Origin of the sequence: Congregibacter brevis (genome assembly GCF_045689245.1) — a bacterium.
Lineage (GTDB): Bacteria > Pseudomonadota > Gammaproteobacteria > Pseudomonadales > Halieaceae > Congregibacter > Congregibacter brevis.
Map to the genome: position 1 here is coordinate 2,540,817 of NZ_CP136865.1, position 17,183 is coordinate 2,557,999.

Below are 17,183 nucleotides of genomic sequence, written 5' to 3' on the forward strand. Positions count from 1 at the left end.
CAGGCCTAGAGCTACTAAGTAAGCCCTGGAGGTGTCTGGCGCGCCCTGGGGTTCACCCAGAAAGGCTTGTCACTGATCTGGCATAGCGCCATCTTGCGATGGGGGCGCAGTTCTTTGTAATGGTAAATCTCCGCCCAGATGTCACCGCCCAACGCGTTCGTATCTACAAACGCAAAGGCTATATTGGCTTTCACCGCAGGTGACCACATGGCGGAAGTCACGTATCCGATCTCGTGGCTGCAAGCCTCGTTGTTGTAGAGGATGGCTTCTTCTGCGGTCTTGTTGCCCTCTATGTCGAGCTTGAGCAGCTTGCGCGTGAGCCCTTCCTGTTTCTGCTTGAGGAGTGCCGAGCGTCCGTTGAAGTGCGGCTTTTTAAAGTCGACGATCCAAGCCAGGTCCAGCTCCAGAGGCGTGTGATCGTATTCAAAGTTAATGGTTTTTAGCGCCTCGTTGAATTCCATGTACGGCATTAGAAAACCAGCTTCGAGGCGGGCCATGTTCGTTGCCGATTCGCCATAAGGCTGTATACCGAAGTGCTCGCCTGCGACATACAGTGCGTCCCACATTGCCAGTGCATGCTTCGGGTCTATCCACAGCTCGTAACCCAGGTCTCCGGTAAAGCCCGTGCGGGAGATCATGATCTCCGTACCGTCAAAGGGTAGACGAAGGATTCCGAAAGGTTTGAGCTCAGCGACTTGGTCAAAACCCATGTTTTTTAGGGTTGCGAAGCTCGTCGGGCCCTGCAGCGATAGTGCTGCGAGATTTTCCGTGTGCTCGGTGACGCTGACCTCATCGAATCCCACGCAGCTCTTGCGCAGCCAGGCGATGCTTGGGCTGCCGCAGGTCAGCATGTACTGTTCTTCGCCTAGGCGAAAAATTGTACCGTCATCGATCATGCGGCCGGTGTCTGTACACCAGCAGCAATAGGTGACGCGGTTAATGCGCAGCTTGCTCACGTCGCGGGTGACCATGCGATTTAGCATGGCCATGGCATCCGGGCCCTCGATGAGATACTTCTGCATGGGGCAGATGTCGTAGGTCCCGCAGGTGTTGCGGATATTGAAGTATTCGTAATCTACGTCGTAGTAATAGTCGGCGAACTTGTAGCCGTTCCAGGAAGACCAGGCATCGCGAAGATTCAGCGCCGCCTGACGCTCGTGAAAGGGAGACAGTTTAAGGCGCTCGCCGGCAAAGGGATCAGCCGTGTTCTCGCGAAGGATATCGGGGTTACTCATCGTAGAAATCGTCCTCGGGGACCGTATTGGGCCGCTTGAGATCACGTAGGATTTCTCGCGCTGCGTTGGCGCCACAGGCAGAAGACACTCCGCCGCCGGGGTGCGTAGAGGAGCCGCACATGTACATGTTTTTCAGCGGCATGCGGTATTGGCCGTAGCCGGGGAAGGGACGGTTAAAGAGCAGCTGATCGATGGTTAACTCACCCTGAAAGATGTTGCCCTCCGTGAGCCCTATCTCATTTTCAATCTCATGAGGTGTGCGAATTTCAGCATGCACGACCAGATCCTTAAAGCCCGGTGCGTAGCGTTCGATTTTGTCTATGACCGTAGCGCCAAAGGCATCGCGCTTCTCTGGACTCCATTCTCCATCGGCGAGCGTAGGGGGGCAGTACTGTACGAAACAGGACATCCAATGACAGCCTTCGGGCGCGACCGTGGGATCCCAGGCGGAGGGTATGACTGTCTCGATAAAGGGGTCATCGGACCAGCGTCCGCGCTTCCAGCAGTCATAAGCCCGCTCCATAGTTTCGAGTGTTCCCGTAAAGCCCTGTCCCCCACGATTGATGTAGCGATTGTCCGGCACATTATTGAACTTGGGCATGCCTGACAGAGCAATATTTACCTTGCCCGATGAGCCGCGGATCTTGAAGTTTTTTGCTCGCTCATAAATACCTGCCGGCAGATCGTGTTTGTCGACGACTTTGGTGAAGGTACGTTTCGCATCTAGATTCGACACGATGGTGTCGGCATAAAGTTCGTCGCCATTCTCCAGGGCAACCCCAACGGTCGCGCCATCTTTGACGATGATTTTGTCGACTCCCGCATTGGTGCGAATCTCGCCACCGTTTTCTTGCAACGCGCCCGCCAGGGCATGAGAAATCGCTCCCATGCCGCCGCGCGCCAGGCCCCAGGCACCCACGTTTCCGTCTACATCGCCCATGACGTGGTGCAGCAATATGTAAGCGGAACCTGGCGAATACACACCCAGAGCCGTACCAATAATGCCCGGGCTTGCCATGGCGGCTTTGATAAGGTCATTTTCGAAATAGTCCTCGAGGAAATCGGCCGCGCTCATAGTAAAAAAACGGATGTACTCGTACAGCTCGCGTTCGCCCAGATTCCAGAATTGTTTGGCAAGCCAGAGGGTTTCCATAATGTCCCGGGGTTTAAAGGAGCTGGGATCGGGCGGCGTCCTTAGCAGGGTTTTGCGTATGAGCTGAGCGTAACGCCCGAGGTCGGCCTGAAACCGCGACATGGCATCGGCGTCATGCGGTGAATGTCTGCGCAGTTCCAGATACGCGGCCTCTTCTTCAGCGTAGTCCAGAAGCACCCGATCGCCATTAGGGCTAAAGTTTGCGGTGCCCAAGTACGGCACCAGCAGCAGGCCGTGCCGGGTGAGATTGAGATCACGGTGGATTGACTGTCGCATCATGGAGCATACGTAGGAACAGCTCGAGTAAAACCAGCCGTCGTGCACTTCGCGGGTTACCGCCGCGCCGCCAATGTAGTCGTTCTTTTCTACAACCAGTGTGCGCAGGCCGGCTTTGGAGAGATATGCACCGGCGGTTAGACCGTTATGGCCCGCGCCAATAATGATTGCATCATAGTGACTCATGCCAGGATCTCCCGCGCCGCATTGCGGCCGGCGTTGCCGTTCACATCACCGCCCGGATGGCTGCCCGCTCCACAGAGGAATAATCCATGGATAGGCGTGCGGTACTGGGCGGCCTCATAGGTCGGTCGCATCATAAGGAGTTGATCCACTGCGGGTTCCGCGTGATGCCAATGGCCGCCGCTAACGTGGTACTGGGCTTCCAGATCTAAGGGTGTTAGTAGCTCGGAGGCACTCACAAGGGCCGTTATTCCCGGGGCATACTGCTCGAGCGCCTCCATGATCGTCGCCATGAGTGTACTGCGCGCGTCGTCCGTCCAGCCGCCCTTGAGTTGTCCTGGCACGTACATAACGTTAGCGTTCAGTACATGCTGTCCTTTTGGCGCCAGGCCGGTCTGATGCAAACTGGGAATCAGTACTTCCAGAACGGGTTGCTCGGGAAGTTCGCCGTACTTGGCGTTGTCGTAGGCAAACTCGATGGTATCCATGTTAGGCGCGAGAACCATACGGCCATCAGGACGATCGATGCCGGTAAACACCGGCAGGTCGGTAAGCGCCAGGTTTACTTTTGCCACGTAACCATCACACCGCAGTCGCCGGATACGATTGGTAAATTCGATTTCAAGGTTGGCTGCGCCGACCAGCCTTAAAAAGGTAGTTTTCGGATCAGCGCTGGAGATCACCCGCTCGGCGCTTATTTCGCTGCCATCGGCGAGTCTCACACCACTGCATCGCTGGCCGTTGTCGTCGCCGTCAATGGTGATCTTCTTTACGGCAGCATCTGTTCTAATCTCCACTCCAGCGCTGCGCGCTGACCTCTCGAGTACCGCGATGAATTCAGCCATACCACCGGTGGGAACAACGTGTTGACCCTCATGCGTCCCTGCCATGCGATTGAGAAGGGTGAGGACGGCCTGATTCGGCGAGCGGGGGGCCATCTTGGTTCCCACCATGCCATCCCAGCACAGCGCAGCCTTCAAGGAGTCGCTCTCAAAGTATTCGTCCACGAGATCACGCATAGGCAATGTGGCAACGCGAAAAAACTCCAGCATGTCCTCGCGACCTAACAGCCGCAGCTTGAGCCCCATGTGGCCAAAGGTCATGAGGTCTTTGAGGGAGCCCATGCCTATGCGGGGCATGGTCTTCCCCCAAAACGGCGCGAGTGCACCGGCAAAGGTTTTTAGCTGCGAGCGGTATTGCTCAAACGCCAATGTGTCATTGGCCTGTGCCCCACTTAGAGCGGTATCGCCAATGGTAATGGGTGGCTCTTCGGTCGATAGGGCAACAAGATTGAGTGGGGGATCGCCGGCGACAAACCCGTAGTCTTCCAGCCTGAGATCTTTGATCACGGCCGCCTGAAGTCCATAGAGTGTTTGTGCCACTGGCGCATGGAAGCCCGGTGCGAACTCTCGATCGGCTGCCAGACCGCCGAGCTTATCGTTGGCTTCCAGTAGTAGCACGCGGTGACCGATCCGCGCCAACATTGTTGCGCAGATCAGGCCGTTGTGCCCTCCGCCAATCACAATACTGTCGTAGTCACTCACTGCATGCGTATCCTATATAGCTTCGCATTACTGTACGAACTGGCCACAGAGCGGACTACCGCGCCTATAAGTCCGGACAGGCCGCGGCGGAGCTAGCGGTGTCCGCAGGGCTTCTAGATGTCTCTATATTCAGAATGCGTGGGCGCGCCAATTCCCAGCGTGTCCGCGCGAATCCGATAGCTTGAGTGTTTATGCTAAAAACACCGCCTAATTTGAGGATTATGGAGATAACTACTGTGCCTAGAACCAAGCAATTCCATCCGCTCACGAAGCGGCGACTTCCGCTGGACTGCGGGCTGGCCGTCTCCCTTGCGCTGGTACTGCTTGTCGGCTGCGATTCAGCGCCCGTGGTCGACACTGATCCGAGTTCTCCTATCGTTGAATTGGAGTCTTCGGCCCCGACCGTTGATGCTGTAGTTCAACTCGCCACGGCACTGGCCGCACAGCCCGATGAGGCTCGGGCCCGTTATGATGCGCGACATCCGCAGGAGACCTTGGAGTTTTTTGGTGTCAAGCCCGGCATGACGGTAGTCGAAGCGGACCCCGGCAGCGGCTGGTACTCAAAGATACTGCAGTCCTACCTCGGCAATGAAGGAACCCTCATTGGCGCCGATTATCCCATGGGGATCTATCGTTTGTTTGACTATTACAGCGAAGAAGAGCTCGCTGCGAAAACGGATTGGCCAGTTACCTGGCCTCAGTCTATGACTCAAAACATCGACGGAGGAGCCGTTGTAAAAGCTTATGCCTTTGGTTCGCTGCCTGCGGAGTGGGAAGGTACCGTGGACGTCTTTTTGCTCGTGCGCACTCTGCACAACTTCGCCGATTTTGAGGAAGAGGGTGCTTACCTAAGTGAAGGTCTCGACGAGGTGTATCGCGTGCTTAAGCCCGGTGGCATAGTCGGCATTGTTCAGCACGCTGCTCCGGAGAGTGCCGCGGACAGCTGGGCTTCGGGGGCGAACGGTTACCTTAAGCAGAGCTTTGTGATCGCCACTTTGGAGTCTGCGGGATTCTTGTTCGATGGAGAGTCTGCGATCAACGAGAATCCGGCTGATCAGCCGACTGAGGAGGAATCAGTTTGGCGTCTCGCACCGACGCTGGAGCCGGTAAAGGATCCTGAACTAGCCGCCGCCTACGTGGCTATTGGCGAGTCAAATCGTATGACTCTGCGTTTTCGAAAGCCCCGGTAAATAGCCATGTGCCGATGCCGATAGCAAAGAGCGGTAGAAAAGGCTCCAGGGGCCAGAACGGCAACCAGAGTTCAAGATTCGCTGACCAGGCAGGTCCGGTAAGAATTTCTGTGACAGAGGCTTGCCACGCGCCACCCGTCGCCGATGCCGATAAACCCAGGATGATAAGGAGGATGCCAGCACTCCGGTGCAAGGCCTCGGGTTGAAGAGACGATGAACGAGTTGCACGGCGTTTGCCCCAGGCTGCGATGCGCGCTAAAAATGCCAGGAAGCCCATCCAGTAAAAGAAATAGTCGATGGATTCTGCGTGGCCATAGTAGTACAGCGCCCACCAGTACACGCTAAATGGGTACGCCCAGAGGAAGTAAACGCCGCAACGGTGAAGCACCTTCCATTGAGCGCCGGTGAGATGGCGACGTCCAAAACGAAAGGATGTGAGTACCATCGCGGCGAGGAATAAGTAGCCACTGCTTCCCTCGAGTTCGTCACGGAGGTAGTAAACATCCTCGTAGTAATAGCTACTATGTAGGTTTGAGAGAATAAAAATGAAGGTGCCCTGCCAAGCCATAGCAACCGCGAAAACCAATCCAAGGTAGCGGCGGTTACGAGACCACCAGTGCGTGAATGCACTTGGGAAGAGCACAGGCACTGCGGCCGACGCGAGCACCAAATAGATGAAGGGTACCGCCCAGCGTACAGAGCGCGAAATCATGTGCGACACGCCGTCCGGGCTGGACATGTCGATGCCGCTCATCGCTATGAGTGTGAATGCGCTGAGTGTCAGAGATAGCAGCCAGAAGAGGGGCCAGCCGTTGATGACCGTACTTTTCAAGAGGCCTGAATGCTTCATGCTTCGTGATGGAACCTTACTTTCGACGGCGCTGGAATCTTCAGGGCTTGAAGCTTGTGCTTCCGTTTCCGTCATTATTCGTTTCCCGGACAAGATAGTGAATACATACGCCGTGGCCAGCCGTGACCATCTCACCGCGTTAGAATGCTTTCTTTCGGCCGCATAGGCAAAGAAAGTCTTGGAGGATAAGCTTCACTACATTGGGGTAGTCAGCTAGGAGATGTGAGGATGAGCAACAGTGCCCGGGGGTTATTGGCAAAAGCGCTGCGTACCGTCGCTTCGCTGATGCCATGGGCGGCTGCCCTTTACCTACACTACTATTTGGAAGATGCTGGCGTCTGGCAGGTTGACATGCCATTTCGTGGAGCTATTTCTGTGACTTTGCTGGGTGTTGGCATGCTGCTCTCGTTTGTCCTCTACTCAGTACTGGGTAGGATTGGACGCTAATGCCATAACAGGCTCTAACTACGGTTGGAACCTCATAGCTATTTTTTTTGGGGACAAAGGGCTATCGCATGGCCCGGGCAGGCGACCGGCGATGTAAACGAAGTACTCTTGGGAAAAGGGCGCCTCGACAACTAGAGGCGCCACTTATCGCTAATCGTTACCTGTGGGGCTTCCGATCACAGCACGGCGCTGATTTTCCTGCGTAATCGTTTGGGCTTGTTCCTGGATGCGATCTTTCTCGGACTGTCGGATACATACTTTTCTGGCGATTCGCGTCCCTGACGGGATGTAGTTTTCGCAGATCAGCGGATCCTCTTCATTCGCTTGGGCGACCGCATTGGTGGTGCTATTTGCTGTGCCTGCAGAGGAGCCTCCCGTGGAGGAGCAAGCCGAGAGCAGTGCCACCATGGCGAAAGCAATTAAGGCGAGTATTTGTTGTTTCATGGAATCGTTCCAAATGTCGGGCCTGCCCAGAGTATTGCGCAAGTTCACAGAAATGGCTAAGGGTTTGTTACCTCGGTCGTTTGGTTTCATCACAGTAGATACTTATGGTCTTGTGCTTCCTGGAACAAATAGCGAGCGTTGTTGGTCAGAGTGACTGTGAATCTCACGTATTTTTCATTTGAAGAGGCCCAACAGGCGCCGAGTAGAAAGCATTCGCCGCTGCTTATCGCCGCGATTGTCTCGTTGCTCGTCCACGCAGTCTTATCCCTTTTTCTTTTTGACCGCTGGGAAAGTTCCGATTTTTCTCCTAGGGAGCCTTATCAAGCCCGATCTTTGGAAGTGCTGGTGAGGACCTCCACTACCCAGGTCTTAGCGCCGTCCAAACCTCTGTCGAGCATTGCCACAATGGCGGATCCCGTCAGTGCCTTTGATGAAAAGCCCGCAACTCCTGATAGCGTCGTCGTTAGCGCGCCCCGTGAGTCTGTTGACAAATCATCCCTAAGTAGGCCGAGGTTCAATGACTTAGATATGTCTCTACCGGAGGTAGTGCCTAGCGCTACGAGCCCCTTAGGATCGGCGCGTTCCTCGACAGTTTTTGACCCGCAACTCCTCAGCACTCTCAGCGTTTACGGTGAGAGTTCCGACCCCTATTCCTCTTCGGTGCCGGCCGAAGAAGGGCAGTCCGGATCCTTCGTTGGCGGCCGTTGGCAATCCTTGGTCAAAATTGGAAAGTTATGCTTTGAGGTTATAGAAGCGGATCCCTTTGACAGACTCAGCACAGATCAGTGGTTTCCTCGCGATTGTAGCTAAAGGGCTGAGTCCCATACCTGCCAATTAGCGGCCTTTGATGTAATGATTCGAGTGTCAAATACTCCCGAGCTTGCTATGTTTAGCACCGCCTTTAGCGAGTCAACACGCAGTTGCTACAGAATAACTAGGAGAGTCAATGCAGGAAGCGCTTACCACGATGTTGCGGATGCAGGATCGCATGAATACCCGAGTTCACCCCCAGTGGGTTGCGCAGGGGTTTGCCTGGCACCGAGCTATATGGGTTGAGTGTGCTGAGTTAGTGGATCATCACGGTTACAAGTGGTGGAAGCATCAGGAGCCGGATATGGAGCAGGTTCAGCTCGAGGTGGTCGATATATGGCACTTCGGCATGTCGGCCTATTTTCAGGGTGACGCAACAATCGAGCAGCTTGCAGAGAGCATCATGGGTGTCTGGCCGGTCGCCCCCCCAAAACTCGGGATTCTCGAGGCTTCCGAGGCGCTGGCGGCTGTCGCGGCAGGAGAGCAGCGGTTTTGTATCGTCTCCTTCGCCTCCTTACTGAGCGCCGTCGATTTAGATTTTGCGGGTCTGTATCGTCATTATCTGGGTAAAAATGTGCTTAACTTTTTCCGCCAGGATCATGGCTATAAAGAGGGAAGCTACCGGAAGCTTTGGGCAGGGCGAGAAGATAACGAGCATCTTATGGAGCTTCTTGTCGAAATCGATACGGGCGCGTCCGATGCCGAAGAGCAGCTCTACAGTGCGCTCTCTCAACGGTATACCGAGACCACATAAGCTGTGAGTAATAGCGACGACAGTCGGCTCTCTACGTCGGCCCTGGCAAAACGCTTAAAGCTGCCCATTCAGCAACTGTTTGTCACCCTGAGAGACTACGAGTGGATTCAGCGACAGGGGAAGAGTTGGGCGCTCACGGCCAAGGGAGAACTGCAGGGTGGTGCCTATCAGGAGAGTCAGCGTTTTGGGCGTTACATCGTCTGGCCCGAGAGCCTCATGGAGCACCCGCTGGTTACGGCTATCGAGAGCAACCAGCGAATTATGCCCGGCGGTATGCAGAGGTACTATCCTCACCTGGGGGTCCGCCAAATTAATCGGAATTTCGCTGAGTTAGGGCTACTTAAGCTGACCCGGCGAGGGTTGGAGCTTACGAGTCTGGGTGAGCGCTTCGGTGGACGGCAGGAGCGCGATGAAGACAATGGTCTGCTGCTAGTTAGCTGGCCGCACGAGATTGTAGACGACGCAGTGATTCATCGAGAGCTGAATCGCTTGGCTGGTAGCGGCACGACCACTGATGATCCGGGTTCTGGCTCCGCTACCAGTGAGGCAGTAGAAGCGCCGGCGCCAGATACGGTCGCACCAGACCTATTCTCCGAGGCTAACGAAGTTTCATTAGCGCTTGAGAGTCAATCTGAGGCTCAGCGCTATGCTCTTGATGGGCATGCCGTAGATAGCTTGCTACAGCTCAGGGTTTGCGACTGGCTTTACACCGCACAGTTTGCCCATGCTCGGAACCGAAGACTGCCGGTCGAAGAGTTACTGTCTGCGGATTTTTATGTGCCGGCACTGGGTCTCTACATAGAGTGTTGGGAGCGGGACGTGCCTACGACTACGCTGACGCGCCGACTGCGCACGCGAGAGGTTTGCCGGGAGTTGGATCTGGCCTATCAGGAAGTTACGGCGGCCGACATCGATCGCGTTGATGAGTTGCTCACGAAATGCGTGGCTGGGTTGTCTTAGAGCTGCTGCGCTAGATCCGTTGGAGTAATACTGCGCTTTCTATGTGCGGCGTGTAAGGGAATTGATCAAAAAGCGCGAAATGTTTCACCGAATGGGTATCTGCTAGAGCTTCCAGATTTTGTTTTAAGGTTGCCGGGTTACACGATACGTAGAGTATGGCTTCGAACTGGCGCACACACTCGAGAGTCGCGTCGTCCAGGCCCGCTCTTGGCGGGTCGACAAACACCGATCGCAGATCGTACTCAGAAAGTGGCTTCGGCAAGGCCGCGAGCCGTCGAAACTCTCGAACACCAGCCATTGCCTGACTGACTTCTTCGGCACTCAGGCGTATTACTGCAACATTGTCGATGTGATTGTCGTCGAGGTTTTCTAAAGCAGCACGAGTACCGCTCTTGGAGAGTTCTGTAGCGATGACTTCGGGAAACTGCGAGGCAAGGGGAAGCGTAAAGTTGCCGTTGCCACAGTAAAGTTCCAGTAGATTCCCCGGGCACTGCGCCGAATGTGTCCAGGCCCAGTTGAGCATTTTCTGATTAACAGGTGCATTGGGCTGTACAAACGATTGCTCGTACTGGCGATAGCGATACCAGCGATCGTTGACGCAAAATTGATCGCTGACGTAATCCTGTCCGATGACACGCTTTTGCTTACGACTCCGCCCAACGACTGAGATATCAAATTCCTTGGCGAGTTCACTTGCTTCGAGTTCCCACTGGTCATCAACGGGACGGTGATAAATTAGGGTGACCAGCAGCTCCTTGGTCGTGGTGGCCATGAACTCCGCCTGAAATAGCTTTCTCCGCAGAGCGGGGCGGGACTTCAGATAAGCCAGGAGCTTTGGCATTAGCGCCCTGATAGGAGCTAACGCTGGGACAAAATCCTTGATGGCGACTGGAGTTCGTGGGCTTGCGGGGTCGAACATGACATAGTCGATGTCGTCCTCATCATGCCAAACGCGAAACTCAGCTCGCACTCGATACGACTCTGTCGTGGACGCATGGCGTTCGGCAGTTGGCAATGAGAGCGGCAGCATGCTTTTCTCAATGTGCTCACACTTGTGATCGAATAGTAGATCGTATTCTTGAGCGTTGGTTTCCCAGGGCAGCATAGTCATAAGCAGTTTGCAGGTTTAGGAAGGCCGGCAATTTTACTTGCCAACTTCGCCGGTGAGCCAGGAAAGAGTTTCAATAAATAGATACTGCGGCCCTTGTCTTCATCCAAGCGTAATTTGCAGAATTTCACTAACGCACGCATTGCTGGTGAGGAGTCGTAGGTCGCGTAATACTCTCGTAGCAACTCTATGATTTCCCAGTGCGCCTCGGATAAATGGATAGATTCTGTGCGGGCAAGCTCTTCTGCAATGCTCGGATTCCAGTCTGTCTGGTTAACCAGGAAACCTTCTTCGGTAAGGGCGGGAAGCGTTGATGCACTCATCGCCAAAGAACTTGCGTACGGTAGTTCTCGGTCAAGCTTACCCAGCCCACGTAATCGGTGGTAATCACGGATGGGTGTAAGTCTGTTATGCCATGGGCGAGCAGATCCTCTTCCAGTGCGTGGATTACTGCGCCCGTAGCGACCCAGTCCGTGATTGATGGATGAGAGGCCGCTGCAAGAGCGACGGCTTTACCCGTAAGCAGTAAAGGATCATCCTTTTCCAATTGCGCCAACAGGCGCTGGCCTGCAGGGGATAACGGCGCGCTTGCAATGCAGTGAAGTGATCTATCAGAGACTGATGACATGACTTGCCTCACGTATCAGAGTTCTCAGTTCGCTCTTGGACAGGAGAACCGTAAAGTCTGGAAGGTCGGCTGTTGTTAGTCCAAATGCCTGGGTGGCCGTTTTATCTACATAAATGGTGTCGACGTCATAGAGCGGCAGGGAATCTACGACCTTCCGCAATGACTTGCGACCAATTGAGTCAGCACTTTGCCCTGCGTTCAGCGACAAAACAGAGTCGCCACAGAATACCAACCGGGGTTGTTGCGCAAACACGGCCAGGCTCATTGCTAGGTCGAGTGCCGAGCGCGCGAAGGATCCCTCATAGGGGGCCGTCTGGAAGACCACCAGCGGTGCGCGGTTTGGAGTGTCAGAGGCCATGGGGTTAATCTAATCCGCGAAGGTCAAGAGGCGGTCGGAGTTGCTGGAGGCATCTACGAACTCACCAAGACCTGCGACGGCAAACTCGGGGCGGCAGCGTTCCTTGTCGCTTCGCCCATCGCCAAGGCCAAAACGTAACGCCGATGCCACACAGGCGATCAGCCGTGTGCCCGTGTCTTGGGCAAAGGCCTGCCAGTTCCCACGAAGATCCTCTTCATCTGCACTCGGCTCCGCACCCGCGACCGCAGTGAGTACGCCAGCGTCATAGAAAAAGACGCAGACTATTTCGTGTCCTGCTAGACACACAGCCTTAGCAAATTCCAGAGCGTGGCGGCAGCTGGAACCGCTATCAGGAGGACTCAATACAAGAAGGGTGTAACGCATGGGCGGGGAGTATAAACAATGTGCTCATAAAAAAAGCCCCGGACGACGCCGGGGCTTTGTAGAGAAAGTGGGGCTCTTTAAAAAAAACCGAGACTATTTAATTAAGCTACTGTCTCTCGGATTAACTCCGCGTGATCAGTCGTCGCCGGAAAGAGCAGTCAACAGGTGAAGGATGTGAATGAACAGGTTGTAAATGTTCAGATACAGGCTCACCGTGGCTCGGATGTAGTTTGTCTCGCCGCCGTTAATGATGCGGCTGGTGTCGAACAAAATCAGCCCCGACATGATCATGATCACCGCCGCTGATATTGTCAGTGACAGCGCTGGAATAGCGAGGAAGATATTGGCAATCATCGCGACGACGGCAACGATAAGCCCGACCATCAAAAAGCCGCCCATGAAGGAAAAGTCCTTGCGGGTTGTCAGAGCGTAAGCCGATAGCCCAAAGAAGACTACTGCGGTTCCTGCCAAGGCCTGTAAGACCAGTGCGGGGCCGCCTGGCATTGCCAGGTAGAAGTTAAGCATGGGGCCAAGGGATGCGCCCATAACGCCAGTGAAGGCAAAAATCGCAATCAAGCCGTTAGAGCTGTCCGCTGTGCGATTGACTACGAAGAGCAGTCCAAAGCCTACAAGGCTCAGAATCAGAGCGGCGCCTTGAGGGAGTCCCATAAACATGGAGATGCCCGCGGTAATAGCGCTGAACAACAAGGTCATGCCCAATAGCATGTAAGTGTTTCTCAGAACTTTATTAGTGCTGACTGCCGCGCCTAGCGCTGCATCAACGTCATACACTCTTGGATTCGCCATTATCTACTGCCTCACAATTAGCTGAGTTGGTGTTACACGCCGGTAGGCGTCTGTATCTAAGACGGCCGCAGCGGCTAAAAGTTCCCGCCACCGCAGCTAAATCGCTTTAGCTTCCGCCGCCAAGCCTTTGATAAGTAATCAGTAATCGCCGTTTTTGCCTCTGGCGAAAACTACTCTCAGTTCGCAGTATAGCGGTACATTGGAGTTCAAAAAACCACTAATCGTTGCTTCATCTGAGGGCTTGGATCGCCATGAGGATGCTCAGCATTGTCAGAAAGCCTGCCAAAAGGGTTCTTCGTGAGGTTGTCGGCACCACGATTGAACGCGCGGCGCTGCCGCCAAGCTCTAGAGAGAGTCGCCAGCCGGCCAAAAGCATGGCAACGCCAAGCGTTGTTAGGCATCCACTGAGATTCCACCACAGCCACGACACATCAGGCACAAATTGCCAAAGGACTAGATTGAGGGCGATCCCCACGGCAAACCCCGATACGGCAATAGCCGATGCAGTTCCGGGGAGGAGCACCGCTACGACGAAGAGCCCCAAGAGAGGACCGTTAACCACTGAGCTTACTTTATTGATGGATTCGAGCAGGGTGCTCGCGATATGTTCAACGCCAAAAGAAAAGCCAATAGCGAAGACTCCCCAGCAAAGGGTGACGACTTTGGACTGCATAAACCTTTGGCGTTCGGTGCCTGCACTCGTGGCGGGGAGGAAGTCTTCAAGGGTGCTTGCTGAAAGACTGTTTAATGCCGAGTCTATAGACGACATCGCTGCAGCGAACAGGCCGACGATCGCCAGTCCCGCGAGCCCCGGTGCAAATTCTCGTAAAACAAACGCGGGAAAGACCATGTTCAAGTTTGGCTCCCCCGAGCTGGTTAGAGGTAGCTCGCGGATGAATTCGGGTCGATCCAGAGCATAGGCTGCAAGGCTAAGGCCCAGCAGGCAGTAAGCAAGAACGAGCGGGAAACGCATGAGGCCGTTGAATACAAGAATTCGATTGAGGTCGATCTCATGTTTTGCCGCCAGGAGTCTTTGCGCTTGGCTTTGATCGCAGCCGTAATAGGCCATGTAAAGAAATAGCCCACCAAACAACATAGGCCAAAATCCGTAGTTTGTTTCACCGCTGAGGCCCCAATCATTCACCAAAGCTTGACTGCGATGCGACAGTGTATCCGCGTATTGCCAGAGATCGGGCGCGAGCCATATTAACGACACTACAACTGCTGCGATGAGAAGCAGCATTTGTACTACGTCAGAAATCACCACCGCACGCATGCCTCCGATAACGTCGTAACAGACGGTAACGCCCATGAGTAGCGCCACGGCAGGGACGTAAGCAACACCGGTGATCAAAGAGAGGACGGAGGCTACGCCATAGACTGTGACTCCGGTAGCGATGCCGCGAAAAAACAGAAAGCTCGCACTGGCCGTCAATCGCGCCGCGCGACCTAGGCGTTGCTCAAGAAAAGCGTAGATAGAAATGACACCACTGCGATGCACCGCTGGGAACAGAAATGCCAGGCCAAGCATCGCCAGTGGTACTGCCAGTTCATATTGCAACCAAAGCAAACCACCGCCCGCTGCAAAGCCCACGAAAGCTGGGGCCCCAAGTAAACTGTTCGTTGAACACTGAGTTGCAAGAATAGAGGTCGCCAGTGCCGGAGCCGGTAAATCACCGCCTAAGTAATAGTCCCGCTCAGTTCGTTGGTCACGCCCCAACCAAATAGCGAGGGCCATCATCGCTACGAGATAGCCAGCAATCACCAACCAATCAAGCGTGGTCAAACTGCTTGCCTCCGGCCTACGTAAAAACCCATGATATAAAACTCTCACCCCGGTATTGGATGAAGGAACGACACATGAAGAATATCAAAGGATTGGGTATAGGCTTAATGGCAGCGAGCATCTTCTGCTCTCAGGCAGCTTTTTCAGGCGAAGCCGTAGTCTACGAAGTCGCTGGCCAGAAATACGAAGGGTACTTTGAACCAGCGACTGATAGCCGAGGAACGGTACTCATCATCCACGACTGGGACGGACTTACTGATTACGAGTTAAAGCGAGCGAAGATGCTTTCCGACCTGGGATATAGCGTGTTTGCTGCTGATCTTTACGGCAGGGGGATTCGTCCTACAGAAACCAAAGACAAGATCGCGAAGTCCGGTGAGTTGTATCAGGATCGCGAAAAGATGCGAGCCCTCATGCGGGGCGCTTTGGCAGCGGCGTCCGACAGTGGAGCGGATGTGACCGACACAGTGGCTATTGGTTATTGCTTTGGTGGGACTGCTATTCTCGAGCTTGCTCGGGCAGGGGAGCCTCTAAAAGGCTTTGCCAGTTTTCACGGCGGATTAACCACCCCAGAGGGGCAGACTTACGCCGATGCTCAGGGTCCAGTTATGGTCTATCACGGCAGCGCTGACACCGCCGTTAGTATGGCGGATTTTGCCTCTCTCGCTGAGCAGCTGGAGTCGCAAGGTGTGCCCCATGAAATGACCACCTATAGCGGTGCCCCCCACGCGTTTAGCGTTTTCGGCAGTGCGCGTTATCAAGAAAAGGCAGACCTGCAGTCCTGGGCATCATTCACCAGCTTCCTCGACAAAACGTTAGCGCAATGAAGCTATTTATAGAGGTGGTTGGGAGATCCCCGGTGCGTCTATCGGGTCAAGTGCGGGGTTTAAAGTTAAGCGCATGGGTGGTCGCGTCTTTCGCGGCGCTCTTAAGCGTTCCTTTCTCGCTGGCAAAGGCTCAGAGCGCTCCCCCTGGAGAGGTGCTGTCGCTTTACGATATTGCAGGTGCCCCGTCTTCTGAGCGGGTATTGAGTGATATCGAGACCCTGGTGAATTTTGGTACTCGCCATACTGCTTCCGACGCAGAGAGTGAAAGTCGCGGGATCGGCGCAGCGCGACGCTGGATTTTTGATGAGTTTGAGCGCATCTCTGATAGCTGCAGCGGCTGTCTAGAGGTGATGTACATCGGTGAGACCGTCTCGGGAGAGCGCAGGGTTCCTGATCCTGTAGAAATTGTGTCGGTCTTGGCGATACAGCGGGGGGCACTGGATCCTGAGCGTATGGTGCTTATGTCCGGTGACATAGATAGTCGCGTATCCGATGTCATGAATGCCACCTCAGACAGTCCCGGTGCCAACGACAATGCATCGGGGATTGCGGGCGTCTTAGAGGCCGCGCGGGTCCTCAGTCAGTATCGTTTTGATGGCAGCATTGTTTACGCCGCACTTGCGGGCGAAGAGCAGGGGCTCATCGGTGGACGGATCGTCGCTGCTCACGCATTGGAACAGAACTGGCAGATCAAGGCCGTTCTAAACAACGATATGATCTCAAATATCTCGGGAATCGACGGAGTGATTAACAATACCGTCGCCCGCGTGTTTTCCGAGGGCACCCGTGCAGTAGAAACCGAAGAGGAGGCTCGGGCAAGACGTTTTACCGGCGGCGAGGTGGATAGTCCGTCTCGAAACCTAGCGCGCTATATCGACGCTATGGCCGAGGAATACATGACGAATCTGACCGTTGAAATGGTGTATCGCCTTGATCGATTTGGCCGAGGAGGGCATCACCGTCCGTTTAATGCGGTGGGCATCCCGGGCGTTCGAATCATGGAAACTCATGAGCACTATGACCGACAGCACCAAGACCTCCGAGTAGAGGATGGGCGTATCTACGGCGATACTCTCGATGGGGTGAACGCTGGCTATGCCGCAAAACTCACTGGACTCAACGCGATCACGATGGCTGGTATCGCCGGTGCGCCACCGTTCCCCGCAGGCGTCAAGGCAACTGGTGCTGTACGCGCATCAGCTACTCTGAGCTGGGAGCACGGGGGTACTGAACTAGCTCGAAAGAATCTAGCCGGCTATCGCGTGTGGTGGCGTAAGACTACCGCTCCTCAGTGGACTCACTCGCGTTTTGTTGGAAAAGTCACCGAGTGGGAATTCACAAATTTGGTGATTGATAACTACTTCTTCGGAGTGTCATCGGTTGCTACGGATGGTAGTGAAACACCGGTCGTGTTTCCCGGGCCTGCTGGCGCGTTCTAG

General features: G+C 54.7%; 18 protein-coding genes. 6 read left to right on the forward strand and 12 right to left on the reverse strand.

The window, feature by feature from the left end; genetic code table 11:
• Positions 1-14: 14 nt before the first annotated feature.
• Genes R0137_RS11230 through R0137_RS11240 form a run of 3 tightly spaced genes read right to left on the reverse strand, consistent with a single transcriptional unit; the run spans position 15 to position 4,391 of the window.
• Positions 15-1,235, reverse strand: a complete 1,221-nt coding sequence (locus R0137_RS11230; RefSeq protein WP_407326506.1) for an aminomethyltransferase family protein — start codon at positions 1,233-1,235, stop codon at positions 15-17.
• On the reverse strand, positions 1,228-2,850 hold the full coding sequence (locus R0137_RS11235) for a phytoene desaturase family protein (RefSeq protein ID WP_407326507.1): 1,623 nt from the start codon (positions 2,848-2,850) through the stop codon (positions 1,228-1,230). Before R0137_RS11235 ends, R0137_RS11230 begins: the two co-directional genes overlap by 8 nt.
• The gene (locus R0137_RS11240; RefSeq protein WP_407326508.1) at positions 2,847-4,391 is read right to left on the reverse strand and encodes a phytoene desaturase family protein; all 1,545 of its coding nucleotides are present in this window, start codon (positions 4,389-4,391) and stop codon (positions 2,847-2,849) included. The genes R0137_RS11235 and R0137_RS11240 overlap by 4 nt, the downstream gene beginning before the upstream one ends.
• 236 nt (positions 4,392-4,627) lie before the next feature.
• Between R0137_RS11240 and R0137_RS11245 the strand changes: the two genes are divergently transcribed.
• Positions 4,628-5,581: a class I SAM-dependent methyltransferase gene (locus tag R0137_RS11245; protein ID WP_407326509.1), complete on the forward strand. Its 954-nt coding sequence runs from the start codon at positions 4,628-4,630 to the stop codon at positions 5,579-5,581.
• Here R0137_RS11245 and R0137_RS11250 read toward each other — a convergent pair.
• Positions 5,532-6,506, reverse strand: coding sequence for a hypothetical protein (locus R0137_RS11250; protein WP_407326510.1), 975 nt, complete (start codon positions 6,504-6,506; stop codon positions 5,532-5,534). The two genes, R0137_RS11245 and R0137_RS11250, sit on opposite strands and share 50 nt — an antisense overlap.
• Before the next feature lie 153 nt (positions 6,507-6,659).
• Here R0137_RS11250 and R0137_RS11255 point away from each other — a divergent pair, with 153 nt between their 5' ends.
• Complete coding sequence (locus R0137_RS11255) at positions 6,660-6,878, forward strand: hypothetical protein (RefSeq protein ID WP_407326511.1); 219 nt, start codon at positions 6,660-6,662, stop codon at positions 6,876-6,878.
• A gap of 150 nt (positions 6,879-7,028) precedes the next feature.
• Here the strand turns inward: R0137_RS11255 and R0137_RS11260 are convergent, their stop codons facing one another.
• Entirely contained in the window at positions 7,029-7,322 is a 294-nt protein-coding gene (locus R0137_RS11260; RefSeq protein WP_407326512.1) for a hypothetical protein, read from the reverse strand.
• A 946-nt stretch (positions 7,323-8,268) separates the two neighbouring features.
• Here R0137_RS11260 and R0137_RS11265 point away from each other — a divergent pair.
• Positions 8,269-8,886, forward strand: coding sequence for a dUTP diphosphatase (locus R0137_RS11265; RefSeq protein WP_407326513.1), 618 nt, complete (start codon positions 8,269-8,271; stop codon positions 8,884-8,886).
• Positions 8,887-8,889: 3 nt separating this feature from the next.
• A complete protein-coding gene (locus tag R0137_RS11270) occupies positions 8,890-9,846 on the forward strand; it encodes a hypothetical protein (RefSeq protein ID WP_407326514.1) in 957 nt (318 codons plus the stop codon).
• Between the two features lie 10 nt (positions 9,847-9,856).
• On the opposite strand, the gene trmA is transcribed toward R0137_RS11270, so the two are convergent.
• The 7 genes from trmA to R0137_RS11305 form a co-directional block, all read right to left on the reverse strand.
• Entirely contained in the window at positions 9,857-10,957 is a 1,101-nt protein-coding gene (gene trmA, locus R0137_RS11275; protein ID WP_407326515.1) for a tRNA (uridine(54)-C5)-methyltransferase TrmA, read from the reverse strand.
• A complete protein-coding gene (locus R0137_RS11280; protein WP_407326516.1) occupies positions 10,954-11,277 on the reverse strand; it encodes a TusE/DsrC/DsvC family sulfur relay protein in 324 nt (107 codons plus the stop codon). The genes trmA and R0137_RS11280 overlap by 4 nt, the downstream gene beginning before the upstream one ends.
• On the reverse strand, positions 11,274-11,582 hold the full coding sequence (locus tag R0137_RS11285; RefSeq protein ID WP_407326517.1) for a DsrH/TusB family sulfur relay protein: 309 nt from the start codon (positions 11,580-11,582) through the stop codon (positions 11,274-11,276). The genes R0137_RS11280 and R0137_RS11285 overlap by 4 nt, the downstream gene beginning before the upstream one ends.
• Positions 11,566-11,940, reverse strand: coding sequence for a DsrE family protein (locus R0137_RS11290; protein WP_407326518.1), 375 nt, complete (start codon positions 11,938-11,940; stop codon positions 11,566-11,568). The genes R0137_RS11285 and R0137_RS11290 overlap by 17 nt, the downstream gene beginning before the upstream one ends.
• A 9-nt stretch (positions 11,941-11,949) precedes the next feature.
• Positions 11,950-12,324, reverse strand: a complete 375-nt coding sequence (tusD, locus tag R0137_RS11295; RefSeq protein ID WP_407326519.1) for a sulfurtransferase complex subunit TusD — start codon at positions 12,322-12,324, stop codon at positions 11,950-11,952.
• A 135-nt stretch (positions 12,325-12,459) separates the two neighbouring features.
• Complete coding sequence (locus tag R0137_RS11300; protein ID WP_405270452.1) at positions 12,460-13,131, reverse strand: Bax inhibitor-1/YccA family protein; 672 nt, start codon at positions 13,129-13,131, stop codon at positions 12,460-12,462.
• 229 nt (positions 13,132-13,360) lie between these two features.
• Positions 13,361-14,917 (reverse strand): sodium:solute symporter family transporter, encoded by a 1,557-nt coding sequence (locus tag R0137_RS11305; RefSeq protein WP_407326520.1) that lies wholly within the window; start codon positions 14,915-14,917, stop codon positions 13,361-13,363.
• Between the two features lie 74 nt (positions 14,918-14,991).
• On the opposite strand from R0137_RS11305, the gene R0137_RS11310 reads away from it, so the two are divergent.
• Together R0137_RS11310 and R0137_RS11315 are read left to right on the forward strand one after the other, a co-directional pair.
• The gene (locus tag R0137_RS11310) at positions 14,992-15,744 is read left to right on the forward strand and encodes a dienelactone hydrolase family protein (RefSeq protein WP_407326521.1); all 753 of its coding nucleotides are present in this window, start codon (positions 14,992-14,994) and stop codon (positions 15,742-15,744) included.
• Positions 15,745-15,776: 32 nt separating this feature from the next.
• The gene (locus R0137_RS11315; protein WP_407326522.1) at positions 15,777-17,183 is read left to right on the forward strand and encodes a M28 family peptidase; all 1,407 of its coding nucleotides are present in this window, start codon (positions 15,777-15,779) and stop codon (positions 17,181-17,183) included.

Excerpts from the sequence above, each read along its gene's own strand:
- R0137_RS11230 (WP_407326506.1), bottom strand. The coding sequence starts at position 1,235 with ATGAGTAACCCCGATATCCTTCGCGAGAACACGGCTGATCCCTTTGCC.
- R0137_RS11235 (WP_407326507.1), bottom strand. The coding sequence starts at position 2,850 with ATGAGTCACTATGATGCAATCATTATTGGCGCGGGCCATAACGGTCTA.
- R0137_RS11250 (WP_407326510.1), bottom strand. The coding sequence starts at position 6,506 with ATGACGGAAACGGAAGCACAAGCTTCAAGCCCTGAAGATTCCAGCGCC.
- R0137_RS11255 (WP_407326511.1), top strand. The coding sequence starts at position 6,660 with ATGAGCAACAGTGCCCGGGGGTTATTGGCAAAAGCGCTGCGTACCGTC.
- R0137_RS11260 (WP_407326512.1), bottom strand. The coding sequence starts at position 7,322 with ATGAAACAACAAATACTCGCCTTAATTGCTTTCGCCATGGTGGCACTG.
- R0137_RS11265 (WP_407326513.1), top strand. The coding sequence starts at position 8,269 with ATGCAGGAAGCGCTTACCACGATGTTGCGGATGCAGGATCGCATGAAT.
- trmA (WP_407326515.1), bottom strand. The coding sequence starts at position 10,957 with ATGACTATGCTGCCCTGGGAAACCAACGCTCAAGAATACGATCTACTA.
- R0137_RS11280 (WP_407326516.1), bottom strand. The coding sequence starts at position 11,277 with ATGAGTGCATCAACGCTTCCCGCCCTTACCGAAGAAGGTTTCCTGGTT.
- R0137_RS11285 (WP_407326517.1), bottom strand. The coding sequence starts at position 11,582 with ATGTCATCAGTCTCTGATAGATCACTTCACTGCATTGCAAGCGCGCCG.
- R0137_RS11290 (WP_407326518.1), bottom strand. The coding sequence starts at position 11,940 with ATGGCCTCTGACACTCCAAACCGCGCACCGCTGGTGGTCTTCCAGACG.
- tusD (WP_407326519.1), bottom strand. The coding sequence starts at position 12,324 with ATGCGTTACACCCTTCTTGTATTGAGTCCTCCTGATAGCGGTTCCAGC.
- R0137_RS11300 (WP_405270452.1), bottom strand. The coding sequence starts at position 13,131 with ATGGCGAATCCAAGAGTGTATGACGTTGATGCAGCGCTAGGCGCGGCA.
- R0137_RS11310 (WP_407326521.1), top strand. The coding sequence starts at position 14,992 with ATGAAGAATATCAAAGGATTGGGTATAGGCTTAATGGCAGCGAGCATC.